The organism is Dyella dinghuensis (assembly GCF_003977615.1).
GTDB lineage: Bacteria > Pseudomonadota > Gammaproteobacteria > Xanthomonadales > Rhodanobacteraceae > Dyella_B > Dyella_B dinghuensis.
On sequence record NZ_RYZR01000001.1, the window covers coordinates 198,028 to 211,552 of the forward strand.

A 13,525-nucleotide genomic window follows, 5' to 3' on the forward strand; every position below is an offset into this window, starting at 1 on the left:
TCCGGTTTCGCCCCTTCAGCGGTGTGCCCATGAAGCTGTTTGAACCCTATACCCAAGGCAGTGTGACGTTTCGCAATCGCATCGTTATCTCGCCCATGTGCCAGTACTCGGCGACGGATGGTGTGCCCAATCAGTGGCATCTCGTGCATCTGGGCAGCCGCGCGGTGGGCGGTGCTGGGGCGGTGATTACCGAAGCGACGGCGGTTTCACCGGAAGGGCGCATTTCGGCGCATGACACGGGTATCTGGAACGATGCACAACGCGAAGCGTGGCGTTCCATCGCTGCCTTCATCGAAGCGCACGGCGCTGTGCCCGGTACGCAGCTGGCGCACGCGGGCCGCAAGGCGAGTGTGTTTCGTCCGTGGGAAGGCGGTGGTTCCTTGCCCGCTGACAAGGGCGCATGGCAAACCGTTGCACCGTCGGCGATTCCTTTCGACAAGGATTGGCACACGCCACAGGCGCTGGACGTGGCGGGCATTCGTAAAGTCATCGCGGACTTTCGCGCGGCAGCCGTGCGTGCAAAGGATGCGGGATTCAAACTGATTGAACTGCATGGCGCGCATGGTTATCTCTTGCATCAGTTCATGTCGCCGTTGAGCAATCATCGAACGGACGACTATGGCGGCAGCTTCGAAAACCGCACGCGCCTCGTGCGCGAAGTGATTGCCGCGGTTCGTGAGGTCTGGCCTGCGCATCTGCCGCTGTGGCTACGTGTTTCATCCACCGATTGGGCCGAAGGTGGTTGGACGATCGACGATAGCGTGCGGCTTTCGGGTGACGTCAAGGCCTTGGGCGTGGATCTCATCGACGCGTCCAGCGGCGGACTTGTCCCACACGTAAAGATTCCGCTGGCGCCGGGTTATCAGGTGCCTTTTGCGGCGCGTATTCGCAAGGAAACGGGGATGCCAACGGGCGCTGTCGGCCTGATTACCGAGCCCGCGCAAGCCGAAGGCATCATTGCCGGTGGCGCGGCCGATGTTGTGCTGATTGCGCGCGCCAGCCTGCGCGATCCGTATTTTCCGCGCCGCGCCGCGCAGGAATTGGGTGCAACCCTCACGCCGCCAGAGCAATATCAGCGAGCCTGGTAAGGAGCATTGGACATGCAGCAGCATCCGACGTTGATCGAAAACACGCGCCTGCACGATCTCGGCGATAGTTTTACCGTGCGCAGGATGTTGCCAGTGTTGCAGGCGCGGCATGTCGGCCCCTTTGTGTTCTACGACCACATGGGGCCGGTCGAATTTACCGCGGGCAACGGCATGGATGTCAGGCCGCATCCGCATATTGGGCTTGCCACTGTGACGTGGTTGTTCGAAGGCACCATTCGCCATCGCGATACGTTGGGCAGTCTCGCCGACATCACGCCAGGCGCGGTGAACTGGATGACCGCAGGACGCGGCATTGCTCATTCCGAACGCACACCGCCTGAAGTGCGTCGAAGCGGACAACGCATGCATGGCATCCAGGTATGGGTGGCGTTGCCGCGGGCCGATGAGGAAGTCGCGCCGGAGTTTCATCACCACGATGCGGAAAGTTTGCCGCGCATCGTTCAGAGCGGCGCGCAACTTGTCCTGATTGCGGGAACGGCTTACGGCAAAATATCGCCGGTGAAAGTATTCGCGCCGATGTTTTTCATCGAAGCGCAGCTGGAAACGGGCGCATCGTTAACCTTGCCCGAGGAACATGCCGAACGCGGCGTGCACGTGATCGATGGCGAAGTGACATGGGGCGATCTCACGATAGCCGCTTCGCAGATGGGTACGCAGACGGGCGAATCCGCTCCTGCAGTTCGCGCGAACAAACCGACACGTCTGATGCTATTTGGCGGCGCGCCGCTGGATGGCGATCGCCACCTGTGGTGGAACTTCGTTTCCAGCTCGAAAGAGCGTATCGAACAGGCCAAAGCCGATTGGGCTGCCCAGCGGTTTGGCAAGATACCGGGCGACGATCAGGAATTCATTCCGCTGCCGGGCTGAACAGAGATGCGGAGCAGGCGGGTTGGCGCTAGGCTGAACGCACTGGATTCCACCGGGTCAGGTGCCATGTCAGCTTTCCCCAGTTTTCGCGATTTCTATCCGTTTTACCTCAACGAGCATCGCGATCGCCGTTGCCGTCTGATGCACTTCATCGGCAGCTCGCTGGTGCTGCTGATCGTCGCGTACGCGCTGTTTTCGGGACGACTGGTTTGGCTTTGGCTTGCGCCTGTCGCCGGTTATGGTTTTGCGTGGATTGGGCACTTTGTTTTTGAAAAGAATCGCCCAGCCACCTTCCATCATCCGCTTTACAGCCTGATGGGCGATTGGGTGATGTACTGGCACGTGCTGCGCGGCAAGGTAAAGATTTGAAAAGCGCCTTGTTCATGTAGGTTTGGAGCAAGTTATCGCTCAGCTGCCATGCGCCGGTTTGAGGGCAGTCCTCCGGCACCTCGAAAAATGAGGCAAAATAGGCGTTCCCCACGCACCGCTTCCGTCGGGCGTCTCGATTTTTCACACGTAGGTCGCAAGTCATGGGAACGATGCCGACTGAACGCGCACCAACCTGTCACATGGATCTGACAACCGATCCATGCTGCTCGCGTTAGATTCCCCATCCGTCATGGATCGCTTCAGTTGTTATCCAAGGATGAACCCATGCAAACGACACGCGGTATCGACACGATTCGTTCGGCTCTGAATGTCTATGGCGATCGATAACAAACAGAAGTTCGTCTCTGCCGAAAAGTGGCCGCGGGCAGATATCGCCTGGATGTTGGTCGTGCTGCTGATTGGCCTGGCCGTTCGTTTGTTCCGCATCGATCACCAGCCGCTCTGGCTGGATGAAGCGCTGACCTCGCAACGCGTGCATCTTGGGCTGGGCGATCTGGTTGTCGATAGCTTCAGCAATCGGCACATGCCGACGTACTTCATGCTGCTGCAGTTGCTGACGCCGTTTACGTCGACGGATGCATGGTTGCGCATTCCTTCAGCTTTGTTCGGTGCCTTGTCGGCCATCATGGTGTTTGTGATTGCACGTCGCCTCGGTGGACGCGGTGCCGCATTGTTTGCCGGTTTATTGATGGCGTTATCGCCGCTGCAAGTGCAATACGGACAAGAGGCGCGCTCCTACACGCTTGTTACGTTGCTTATTACGGTCGCGCTGTGGGGCTTGGTGCGTCTGGCACAGTATCCGTTGCGCGCATCGCTCGATGTGCGCAGGCACGAGTCCGATCGTTTGGGTTGGGCGGCTTATGTGTTTGGTTCCATCGCCGCACTCGATGTGCTCGGCGACGCGGCACCCTGGTTGATCGCCTCGAATCTGTCGCTGTTCCTGATCTGGCGTGGGCTTTGCCGTGAGGCCTCTCCGGTATGGCGTATCGGCTTCCAGCGCAACTGGATACACAGCGGTATCGCGATTGTCGCCTGCACGTTGCCGTTCTACGGGGCCATCATGGCCGCAGGCGATCACCACATCATCGATAAATTCGACTGGATTCCCGAGCTCAGCCTGAAGCATTTATGGGTAACGGCGAGCAGCGTGTATCTGATGCGCATGTCGGCCGTCGTGCGATTTGCGCTCATGCCTACCGCCGTTCCCGTGCTTGGCACCTGCGTCGCGTTGCTCGGGTGCGTTGGCTTGTATCGCATGCGCAATCGTCTGGAAGGGCGCGTGATGATCTTGGCCTTCCTGGTGCTGCCGTTGTTGATCCTTGCCATCTCGCTGTTCAAGTCGGTGTTGTTGCCGCGTTACATCCTATGGAGCGCAGCGCCGTTCTTTGTGTTGGTGGGTCTGGGGGCCGCAGCGATTCCGCACCGCATACTGCCGGCGGCGATCGCGCTGTTGTTCCTGACCGGTGCGGTCAACCTCGGTCCGGTCTACCGTACGGAAACCAAGCCGCGCTGGGACATGGCCGCGGCGACTTTGGCGGCGAATGTGCGTCCGGGAGATACGGTGTTTACCTCCGACCCGAATGCGCCAACCATGCTTTCGGTGCTCAATCCCAAGGGCACCTTGCCGATCGAATCCACGGCGGTGGTGACCTCGCAGCTGGATGAGGCGCTGGCGCGCTGGAAGCAGGGAAGCCGCGTGTGGGCCGTGAATGGCCGCTCAGCGCTGGGCAAACGCGAGGAACTGGATGCGTTCAAGAACCGCATCGCTGCCTTGGGCACCCCGACGATGGAGATTCCTCAGGGCAAGGAAATCACCATCCTGATGTTCCCAGCGCCCCCGGCGGACGTTATCGCGGTTCAGTCTGAACCCGGGTCTTGAGCGCGCTTAGCGGTACTGCTTGTGGCAGTCGCCGCACACCTTGTCGACAGGTTTCAGCGCGGCAACCAGCGCCGGGCAGTCGGCGGGAGCGGATTGAGCAGCGGTTTGCACTGCCGAATGCAGCTGATGGGCCAGGTCCAGGAAGGGCTGCGGCGCGTCCGGGAAAGCGGCCGGAATATCCTTTGAAAGCATCTGCATGCTCTGCAGCTGCTCGACAGTGGCCGACGCATCGCAGTGCTGTCCCTTGATCTCCTGCTGCAGCTGATGGCGGTGGAAGCTCATGGTCACCATCATCGCGTGCGGTAGCGGATTTCGATCCTCCAGGGCATTCATGACGAAGACGGTGCCGATGATGCCAATGGCCAGTCCGAGCACGATCAAGAGAGCTGCACGCATGGTTCTATCCATACCAGGGATGATGGCCGCCGAGGATACCGCAGTGATATGTCCCTATGTCCAGCGCGTGGGCCGGTTAAAATGGCCCATCCATGTCTTGAAGGTTCTTGCGTGAATCCTTGCGTACCTGATGCTGCGACGGGTGACTGTCGATGACCGGCGCGGCTTTTCCGACCGAACGTTTCGACGGCGTCGAACGACTTTATGGCGTAGGCAGCGTCGCGCGTTTCGCCAGGGCGCATGTGTGCGTGATCGGCATTGGCGGCGTCGGCTCGTGGGCCGCCGAAGCACTCGCACGTACGGGCATCGGCCAGCTCACATTGATCGACGCCGATGAAGTGTGCGTCTCCAACACGAACCGTCAGTTGCATGCGCTGGACGGTGAATATGGCAAGCCGAAAGTAGGCGTCATTGCGACGCGTGCGCATGCGATCAATCCGGCAATACATCTGGAAGCCGTGGAGCGTTTTCTCACGCCCAGCACGCTCGATGAGCTGCTGGATCGCGGCTACGACGTTGTGCTGGACGCGTGCGATGCATTTCGCGTGAAGCTCGAAACGATCGCGTGGTGCCGGCGCCGCAAGCTACCGATCGTGACGGTGGGCTCCGCCGGTGGCCGTACCGATCCCACGCAGGTTCGCGTGCGCGACCTCTCGCGCACCGAACACGACGCGATGTTCAGCCTCATCCGCAAGAAACTCCGGCAGGACTTTGGGTTTCCCCGCAATCCGGATCGCTACTTCGGTGTGTCTGCCGTGTATTCGCTGCAGAACGTGCAATACCCGCAGCCGGATGGGACGGTGTGCGGCACGCGTCCGCCCGGCGGCGATGCGTTGAATCTGGCATGCGGTGGCGGCTTAGGTGCCGCCACGCATGTGACCGGTGCGTTCGCGTTTGCTGCGGTCGGTAAGGTGATCGAAAAGCTGCTGGAACGCTGAGCGTTACCAACCCCGGCTTTACCAACCCATGTAATGCCCGCCATTGATGGCGAGATTGGCACCCGTGATCCAGCTGGCTTCATCGGTGGTGAAGAACGCTACGGCGTGCGCGATTTCTTCGGGCTTGCCCAGGCGTCCCACCGGAATCTGCGCCACGATCTTCTCGCGAACTTCTTCCGGCACGGCCATCACCATGTCGGTGCCCACGTAACCGGGTGACACGGTGTTTACCGTGATACCGAAGCGTGCATTTTCCTGTGCCAGCGAAATGGTGAAGCCGTGCATGCCGGCTTTTGCCGCCGCATAGTTGGCCTGACCGTACTGACCCTTCTGGCCGTTGATCGAGCTGATCTGCACGATGCGGCCCCACTTGCGCGTGCGCATGTCCTCGATCACCGGACGGGTGACGTTGAAGCACGCGTTGAGGTTGGTATTCACCACGTCCATCCACTGCTGATACGTCATCTTGTGGAACGTCGTATCGCGAGTGATGCCTGCGTTGTTGACGAGAATGTCGACGGGGCCGCACTTGTGATGTACCGCGCTGATCATCGCCTCGCACGACGCCGGGTCGGCGACATCGCCATGCACCATGCATACCTGAATGCCTTCGGCCGTCATGGTCTTGTGCCAGGCATCGGCCTTCGCTTCGTCGCGGTAATTGGTGGCCACGCGATGTCCCTGTTTGGCCAGATAGCGCACGATGGCAGTACCAATACCGCCGGTGCCGCCTGTAACGAGTGCCGTACGCTGTGTCATGACCTGATCTCCTTGAATGTCTACGTGGGAAGTCGTCGTGCCGACGTGGCACGAAAACATGGGGTTATACGCAGACACCATGAAAGAATATCGGTTCCGGTATCTCAAACATGTTACGACTGCGCAGCGTTCTTTATACCGGGTTATGCCAGGTGATGATCGCTGCAATGCGGCAAATTTTTCGGGTCGAAATGCGCCAGTGCCGAATCGAGCAAATCCCCTGCATTCACGGCGTTTTGATCTGACTTGATCTCGAGAAAAGCGAGTGCCCGGCGCAGCGCTGGTAGCGGGTCGGATGCATCGACTTCCAGCGAGCGTTCCGATTTGGACAGCTTTCGGCCTTCAGCATCCAGCACCAACGGCAAATGTAGATAACGCGGTGTGGGTAGACCGAGACAACGCTGCAGCCAGATCTGCCGCGGTGTGGAATCGAGCAGGTCGCTGCCGCGCACCACATCGGTGATTCCCTGCCAGGCATCATCCACGACGCAAGCCAGCTGGTAGGAATAAAACCCTTCGACCCGGCGGATGACGAAGTCTCCGACCGCATCGCGCAGGTTTTGCCGCTGTTCGCCCTGCAGTGCATCGTCAAAGATGATGTCTTCGTCCGGCACGCGAATGCGCCATGCGGGTTCGCGATGCGGATCGGGCTCGGCGACGCAGCGGCCATCGCGATGGATGCCATCGGCCGCGGCCAAATCGCTGCGGCTGCACCAGCACGGGAAAACCAGCCGAGCTTGCTTCAGTTGTTCGAATGCTGCGTCATACGCGGCTGCACGCGATGACTGATAGATGACGGGCGCGTCAGCCATCAAACCGAAAGCCGGTAGCGCCGCAAGGATGGCCACCGCAGAGCCGGCCACTTCGCGTGGCGGGTCGATATTCTCCATGCGCAATAGCCATTGCCCGCGCGCATGCTTCGCGCACAGCCAGCTGCCTACGGCAGCTGCCAGGGAGCCTGCGTGCAAAAGCCCGGTCGGGGAGGGGGCAAAGCGTCCGCGATAAGTCATCGGCTTATTTTACGGAAGCTGACTCGAATTCCGACATCGATGCGATAACGCGCTCTTAAGGCTTGAAACAAAACGCTTCTGCCCGAATCTCTGTCAGCTGGACTACCATATCCAGCCGTGTGACCGACCAGAGAACAACCTATGCGCCGCATCGCACTCTTCCTTCTTACCAACATCGCCGTCCTGTTCCTGCTGAGCATCGTCTGCCATATTTTTGGCTTCGATCAGTGGGCTGCCGGGCACGGTCACGGCATCAATACGACCGGATTGCTGATCTTCGCCGCGATTTTCGGCATGGGCGGTTCGTTCATTTCATTGGCCATGTCCAAGACCATGGCCAAGATGTCGACCGGCGCGCGGGTGATCGATCAGCCGCAGAACGACGCTGAGCGCTGGCTCGTGGATACCGTTCGCCAGCACGCCCAGAACGCCGGTATCGGCATGCCCGACGTGGCCGTCTATGACGCGCCGGAAATGAATGCGTTTGCGACAGGCATGTCGAAAAACCACGCACTCGTCGCGGTTAGTACGGGTCTGTTGCAGCAGATGGACCGCGAGCAGATTAAAGCGGTACTTGGTCATGAGATCGGGCACGTCGCCAATGGTGACATGGTGACGCTGGCCCTGATTCAAGGCGTGCTAAACACGCTGGTGATTCTTGCCGCGCGTGTCGTGGGAAGTCTTGTCGACAGTTGGCTGTCGGGTGGTCGTGACAACCGCGGCGGTGGTGGCATCGGCTATTTCGTCACCGTGATGGTGTTGCAGTTGGTCTTCGGCCTGTTCGCCTCGATGATCGTGATGGCGTTCTCGCGCTGGCGCGAATTCCGCGCGGACGCTGCGGGTGCCCATCTGGCCGGTCGTGGTGCCATGGTCTCCGCGCTGCAGCGTTTGCAGCTCAATCATGGCGAAAGCACCTTGCCCAAAACGATGGCTGCCTTCGGTATTTCCGGCCCATTGGCGAGCGGCCTGCAACGCCTGTTCATGAGCCATCCGCCGCTGGACGAACGCATCGCCGCGTTGCAGAACGCTGCGCAGTAAAGATGCATGAACGTGCGACTTGGCTTCCGTCCTCCTCACACGAGCGAGTGACGGAAGCGAAGTCATTCCTTTCGCTCTCACATCCAGACAATCCGATATGACCGCACCCGTTGAAACCCGCAAATTCGAAGCCGAAGTGTCGCAGGTTCTGCACCTCGTTACGCACTCGTTGTATTCGCACAAGGAAATCTTCCTGCGCGAGCTGATCTCCAATGCGTCCGACGCCTGCGACAAACTTCGTTTTGAATCTATCGCCAAGCCCGAGTTGCTATCGGGCGATGCCGAGTTGCATATCGACGTGAGCTGGGATCCCCAAGCGCGTACCGTCACCGTGCGCGACAACGGCATCGGCATGACGCGCGACGAAGTGGTTGCCAATATCGGTACGATTGCCAGCTCTGGTACGCGTCGCTTTCTGGAAGCGATGAGCCACGAGCAGAAGAACGATGCCCGTTTGATCGGCCAGTTCGGCGTGGGTTTCTATTCGGCCTTCGTGGTTGCCGACAAGGTGACGGTGCTAAGCCGCCGTGCCGGTGCGCCCGCAAGCGACGGCGTGAAGTGGGAAAGCGATGGCAGAGGCGAGTATTCGCTGGAGCAGATCGATCTGCCGGAACGCGGCACCGCCGTGGTTCTGCACCTGAAACCCGACGAAGACGAGTTCCTCAAGCGCTGGCAATTGCGCTCGCTTATCACGCGCTATTCCGATCACGTTGCCTTCCCGATTCGCATGCCGGTCGAGAAAGACGACAAGCCGACGGACGAGTGGGAGACCGTCAACGACGCCTCGGCGTTGTGGACCAAGCCCAAAAGCGAGATCAGCGACGAAGACTATCAAAGCTTCTACAAAACACTCGGTCACGATTTCAACGACGCGCTGGCCTGGACGCACAACCGCGTCGAAGGCAGCCAGAGCTTCACCACGCTGCTCTACATTCCGTCGCAACCGCCGTTTGAATTGATGATGGGCGGCCGCGACGAGCGCAAGGGACTGAAGCTCTATATCAAGCGTGTTTTCATCATGGATGCGGCGGAAGAGTTGCTGCCCAATTACCTTCGTTTCGTGCGCGGCGTTGTGGATGCGGACGATCTTCCGCTCAATGTCAGCCGCGAGATCCTTCAGCACAACCGTCAGCTGGAGCGCATCAAGTCGGCCTGCGTCAAGCGCGTGCTGGATCTGATCGAAAAGCTCGCCAAAGACGAACCCGAAAAGTTCGAGACGTTCTACAAGGCGTTCGGCAATACGCTCAAGGAAGGCATTGGCGAAGATCAGGTTAATCGCGAACGCATCGCGAAGCTGTTGCGTTTTGCTTCCACCAAGGGCGACGGCAGCGCGCAGAACGTATCGCTGGATGATTACATCAGCCGTATGCCTGTGGGCCAGGACACCATCTGGTACATCACGGCCGACAGCTACGCTGCGGCATTGGGTAGTCCGCAACTGGAAGCGTTCAAGGCCAAAGGCATTGAAGTGCTGTTGATGTCCGACCGCATCGACGAATGGATGCTGGGCAGCCTGCACGAATACGCAGGCAAGAAGCTGCGCAACGTCGCGAAGGGCGACTTGCCGCTGGATGAAGAGGGCAAGAAGCAGCAGGAAGAGGCGAGCAAAGCTGCCGAACCATTGTTGACGAAACTCAAGGAACTGCTGGGCGATCGCGTTGCGGATGTGAAGGTCTCGGCACGTCTTACCGATTCACCGTCGTGCCTTGCGTTGTCCGACTATGAAATGGCACCGCATCTCGCGCGTTTGTTGCGCGAAGCCGGGCACGACATGCCTGATAGCAAGCCGACGCTGGAGATCAATCCGCAGCATGCTTTGTTGAAGCGTGTGGAGGTGGAGAGTAATCAGGCCAAGGCGAAGGATCTGGCCAATCTTCTGCTTGAGCAGGCGGAGATTGCTGCGGGCGCGCAGCTGCCCGATCCGGCTGCGTTCGTGCAGCGCATGAATCGCGTGTTGCTGGGTTAAGAGTCACTATAAAGCCGAGCGCGATGAGCACCCCTTTGCTCGTCATTCCGGCGAAGGCCGGAATCCAGTGTCAGCACGTCTCATACGTGCGCATGCACTTCAAACGATGTCGTTACTGGATTCCGGCCTTCGCCGGAATGACGAGCTTAAAGTGAGGGGGGGCTGGTTTTTTTTGCGATTCGAAATCAAACCTGCTGACGTGTTCGACCAAGAGGCGGCCGCTATACTGCGGCCGCCTTTTTGTTGAAGGGTATCCATGAGCGCACTGATTCTCCTGTTCGCCTGCCTGGTACTGGGCATCGCAGTGAAGCGGTGGGCGACGCTGCCCGCGGGTATCGTGCAGGGCATCAACTGGTGGGTAATCAACGTCGCATTGCCGGCACTCGTGCTCGATCTTATTCCGCACGTCAAATTCAATACGCAGCTGTGGTTCCCTGTGGTGTCCATGTTCGTCGTTTTCTTCGGTGCATGGTTGCTGTTTGCGTTGATCGGCCCGCGTTTCGCCTGGTCGCGCCAACGTATTGGAGCGATGACGCTCGTATGCGGGCTGGGCAATACGTCATTCATGGGTTACCCGATGATGTCGGCCATGCGCGGACAAGCGGGGCTTTCGATTGCCGTCGTCGCCGATCAACTCGGAACGTTTCCGTTGCTCGCGTCGGCCGGCGTGATGGTTGCTTCGATTTATGCTGGCCGCAGCGCAAGCACCGGAATGATCGTGCGGCGGATTCTGACCTTTCCTGCCTTCATGGCACTTATCATCGGCATCGTCGCTGGATGGATGGGCGGCTGGCCGGACGTTGTGCATGGCGTTCTGGCGCCACTGGGTGCAACGCTCACGCCATTGGCCCTGTTCTCCGTGGGTATGCAATTTCGCTTTGGCCTGGAGAAAGGGCAGGCGGGTGGACTTGCGGCAGGGCTTGGCTGGAAACTTTTTGTTGCGCCGTGTCTTTGCTGGATGCTCGGACACTCACTCGGCGTCGGCGGTTTGGTGTTGACCGTCGGCGTGTTGCAAGCCGCGATGGCGCCGATGATTTCTGCCGCGATTCTCGCCGACGAATATGACCTCGATCCTCAACTTGCCAACGCCATATTGGGTGCTGGCATCGTCTTGTCGTTGATCACGATCCCGTTGGGAAATCTGTGGCTTCCTGCGGGTTAATGCATCGCATGCACCCGCGGCAGATGCCATCCAAATACGACCGCGGCAACACGCAATGCCAGAATCACCAGCACGCCAGCGCTTACCGCGACCGTGCGTGGCAGACCGGCCTTCTGCAATATCAAATACACGGCGATGCCTCCGATAGCCGCCGTTGCGTACAAATCCTGCTGGAAGATCATCGGCACGCGCGCGCTCATCACATCGCGCAACATGCCGCCCGCGGTGCCTGTCATTGCTCCCATCAAGATGACGATCAGCGGCGAATGTTTGTCGGCTTCGGCAATTTGTGCGCCGCTGATGGCGAACAACGAAAGCCCCAGGCCGTCAGCGATCAGCAAGCTATTCACGGGAGGCGGAAAGAAGGCGATGTACCCCATCGTGAGCAAGGCGGCGATGAGAATCACCCAGAGATATCGCGCATCGCGGATCCAGAAAATGGGATGGCGGTTGAGCAGCACATCGCGCAACGTGCCGCCGCCGATCGCCGTGAGTGCCGCCAAGGCTAAACCACCCAGCAGGTCCATGCCCGAGCGTGCCGCGACCAATACGCCACTCACCGCAAATACCGCTACACCAATCAGGTCGAGCAGATACAGAAGCATGCTGTTCCCCCGTGCACTGGATTCCGTCAGGCCTGCGCAAGCATAGTGGCGTTTGACGCCGCCATGCACACGATCATCGCTAGATTCGATAATGCCACCGATGAAACACGTAACGAACGAAGAACAGAAGGAAGTCCGGGCCGATGTGTGGCTTTGGGCCGCCCGCATGTACAAGACCCGCAGCTTGGCCAAGCAGGCAATCGAAGGTGGCAAGGTCGATGTCAACGATGCAGGTTGCAAGCCTTCCAAGGCATTGCACGTGGGCGATCGCGTCCGCCTGACCCGTGGCGAAGAGCGTTTGGAGCTGGAAATCCTGGCACTTTCGGAGGTCCGTGGGCCGGCTCCTGTCGCCCTGACGCTGTACCGCGAAACCGACGCAAGCAGGGTTGCGCGCGAGCAAATGAAAGAGCAGCGACGCTTGAGTGGTGCGGGCTTGAATCGTCCTTCTACGCGTCCAAACAAGCAGCAACGTCGAGAATTGCGACGGCTTAAAGATTCCTCATGAGCAGCACATCTCAGAAATCCGCATGAAACTGCGTGAATATGATCCAAAAGAGGGTTCCCAAAAATCGATGGGAGCCGCGCAAGTTGCAGTGGATTTAGGGGTACATCATGACCGGAATGAATTTCTTCAAGCGTCTGCTTGGCAACCATGCCGCCGAGGCTGCCCCCAACGGGCGACAACTTCAGGCCGCCTTGGGAACGCGGATGCTGGTCGTGGACGACTCGCCGACCATCCGCGCTGTACTGGGGAAAATGCTCGGTCAGGATGGTTACGTCGTGCAGAAAGCTGTCGATGGCGAGAGCGCCATCGACATCGCCAAAGCCGAGCAACCGGAGCTGATCTTTCTCGATATCGTGCTGCCAGGCATCAACGGTTTCGCCGTGTTACGTGCGCTGAAGCACGATCCGCTCACGCGGCACATTCCGATTGTGATGATCAGTGGCAACCAGCAGGCCACCGAACAGTTCTATGTGCAGCGCTTCGGTGCCGACGACTTCATCAAGAAACCGTTCGGCCTGAAGGAAGTGCAGCAGAGCATTCATCAGTTGGTTCGCGCCGGCCGTCTTGTTGCACGCGCACCCATGCCGTTGCCAACGCCGGTGCCGACCGCATCCGTCACGCCTTATGAAGAAATTCGCAGCACCGTCTCTGGCATGGCCGCATAAGGCCGTGCAGCGGATAGCGATCGAATAAGCCCGAGGTACCGCCTGACTTCAGACGGAAACGCCGCAGTGAGGGGACGCTGCGGCGATTTTTTTGGCGGCTATTTGCGTGAGACTCGACGATATCTGCTCCCTCCCCTACGTGCAGTAGGGGAGGGTTGGGGTGGGGTGAAGCCGTCATGCTGCGGCAACGCGGTGTGACCCCTCCCCAGCCCTCCCCTGCAAGCAGGGGAGGGAGT

At 59.4% G+C, this 13,525-nt stretch carries 14 protein-coding genes; 10 read left to right on the forward strand and 4 right to left on the reverse strand.

Translation table 11 applies throughout. The features are described from left to right. Positions 1-29: 29 nt before the first annotated feature. The 4 genes from EKH79_RS00965 (at position 30) to EKH79_RS00980 (ending at position 4,245) form a co-directional block, all read left to right on the forward strand. Positions 30-1,088: an NADH:flavin oxidoreductase/NADH oxidase gene (locus EKH79_RS00965; protein ID WP_126671914.1), complete on the forward strand. Its 1,059-nt coding sequence runs from the start codon at positions 30-32 to the stop codon at positions 1,086-1,088. A gap of 12 nt (positions 1,089-1,100) precedes the next feature. Next, complete coding sequence (locus EKH79_RS00970) at positions 1,101-1,976, forward strand: pirin family protein (protein WP_126671915.1); 876 nt, start codon at positions 1,101-1,103, stop codon at positions 1,974-1,976. A 66-nt stretch (positions 1,977-2,042) separates the two neighbouring features. Further along, positions 2,043-2,345: an Mpo1-like protein gene (locus EKH79_RS00975; RefSeq protein ID WP_126671916.1), complete on the forward strand. Its 303-nt coding sequence runs from the start codon at positions 2,043-2,045 to the stop codon at positions 2,343-2,345. Between the two features lie 334 nt (positions 2,346-2,679). After that, positions 2,680-4,245, forward strand: coding sequence for a glycosyltransferase family 39 protein (locus EKH79_RS00980; RefSeq protein WP_158621164.1), 1,566 nt, complete (start codon positions 2,680-2,682; stop codon positions 4,243-4,245). A 6-nt stretch (positions 4,246-4,251) separates the two neighbouring features. Here the strand turns inward: EKH79_RS00980 and EKH79_RS00985 are convergent, their stop codons facing one another. Beyond that, complete coding sequence (locus tag EKH79_RS00985; protein WP_126671918.1) at positions 4,252-4,641, reverse strand: cytochrome c; 390 nt, start codon at positions 4,639-4,641, stop codon at positions 4,252-4,254. Positions 4,642-4,793: 152 nt separating this feature from the next. Between EKH79_RS00985 and EKH79_RS00990 the strand changes: the two genes are divergently transcribed. Continuing rightward, positions 4,794-5,579 carry a tRNA threonylcarbamoyladenosine dehydratase gene (locus EKH79_RS00990; RefSeq protein WP_126671919.1) on the forward strand — a complete coding sequence of 262 codons (786 nt, stop codon included), beginning with the start codon at positions 4,794-4,796 and terminating at the stop codon, positions 5,577-5,579. A gap of 18 nt (positions 5,580-5,597) precedes the next feature. Here the strand turns inward: EKH79_RS00990 and phbB are convergent, their stop codons facing one another. After that, entirely contained in the window at positions 5,598-6,338 is a 741-nt protein-coding gene (gene phbB / locus EKH79_RS00995) for an acetoacetyl-CoA reductase (protein WP_126671920.1), read from the reverse strand. Positions 6,339-6,481: 143 nt separating this feature from the next. Then, complete coding sequence (gene gluQRS, locus EKH79_RS01000; RefSeq protein ID WP_126671921.1) at positions 6,482-7,348, reverse strand: tRNA glutamyl-Q(34) synthetase GluQRS; 867 nt, start codon at positions 7,346-7,348, stop codon at positions 6,482-6,484. A gap of 141 nt (positions 7,349-7,489) precedes the next feature. On the opposite strand from gluQRS, the gene htpX reads away from it, so the two are divergent. The 3 genes from htpX (at position 7,490) to EKH79_RS01015 (ending at position 11,514) form a co-directional block, all read left to right on the forward strand. Beyond that, the gene (gene htpX / locus EKH79_RS01005) at positions 7,490-8,386 is read left to right on the forward strand and encodes a protease HtpX (protein ID WP_126671922.1); all 897 of its coding nucleotides are present in this window, start codon (positions 7,490-7,492) and stop codon (positions 8,384-8,386) included. 97 nt (positions 8,387-8,483) lie between these two features. After that, positions 8,484-10,352 (forward strand): molecular chaperone HtpG, encoded by a 1,869-nt coding sequence (gene htpG, locus EKH79_RS01010; protein ID WP_126671923.1) that lies wholly within the window; start codon positions 8,484-8,486, stop codon positions 10,350-10,352. 256 nt (positions 10,353-10,608) lie between these two features. Further along, positions 10,609-11,514 (forward strand): AEC family transporter, encoded by a 906-nt coding sequence (locus EKH79_RS01015; protein ID WP_199754071.1) that lies wholly within the window; start codon positions 10,609-10,611, stop codon positions 11,512-11,514. Here the strand turns inward: EKH79_RS01015 and EKH79_RS01020 are convergent. Continuing rightward, a complete protein-coding gene (locus EKH79_RS01020; protein ID WP_126671924.1) occupies positions 11,511-12,119 on the reverse strand; it encodes a trimeric intracellular cation channel family protein in 609 nt (202 codons plus the stop codon). The two genes, EKH79_RS01015 and EKH79_RS01020, sit on opposite strands and share 4 nt — an antisense overlap. 100 nt (positions 12,120-12,219) lie before the next feature. On the opposite strand from EKH79_RS01020, the gene EKH79_RS01025 reads away from it, so the two are divergent. Further along, on the forward strand, positions 12,220-12,624 hold the full coding sequence (locus EKH79_RS01025; RefSeq protein ID WP_126671925.1) for an RNA-binding S4 domain-containing protein: 405 nt from the start codon (positions 12,220-12,222) through the stop codon (positions 12,622-12,624). Between the two features lie 107 nt (positions 12,625-12,731). Continuing rightward, positions 12,732-13,289, forward strand: coding sequence for a response regulator (locus EKH79_RS01030; RefSeq protein WP_126671926.1), 558 nt, complete (start codon positions 12,732-12,734; stop codon positions 13,287-13,289). The last annotated feature ends 236 nt before the right edge of the window (positions 13,290-13,525 follow it).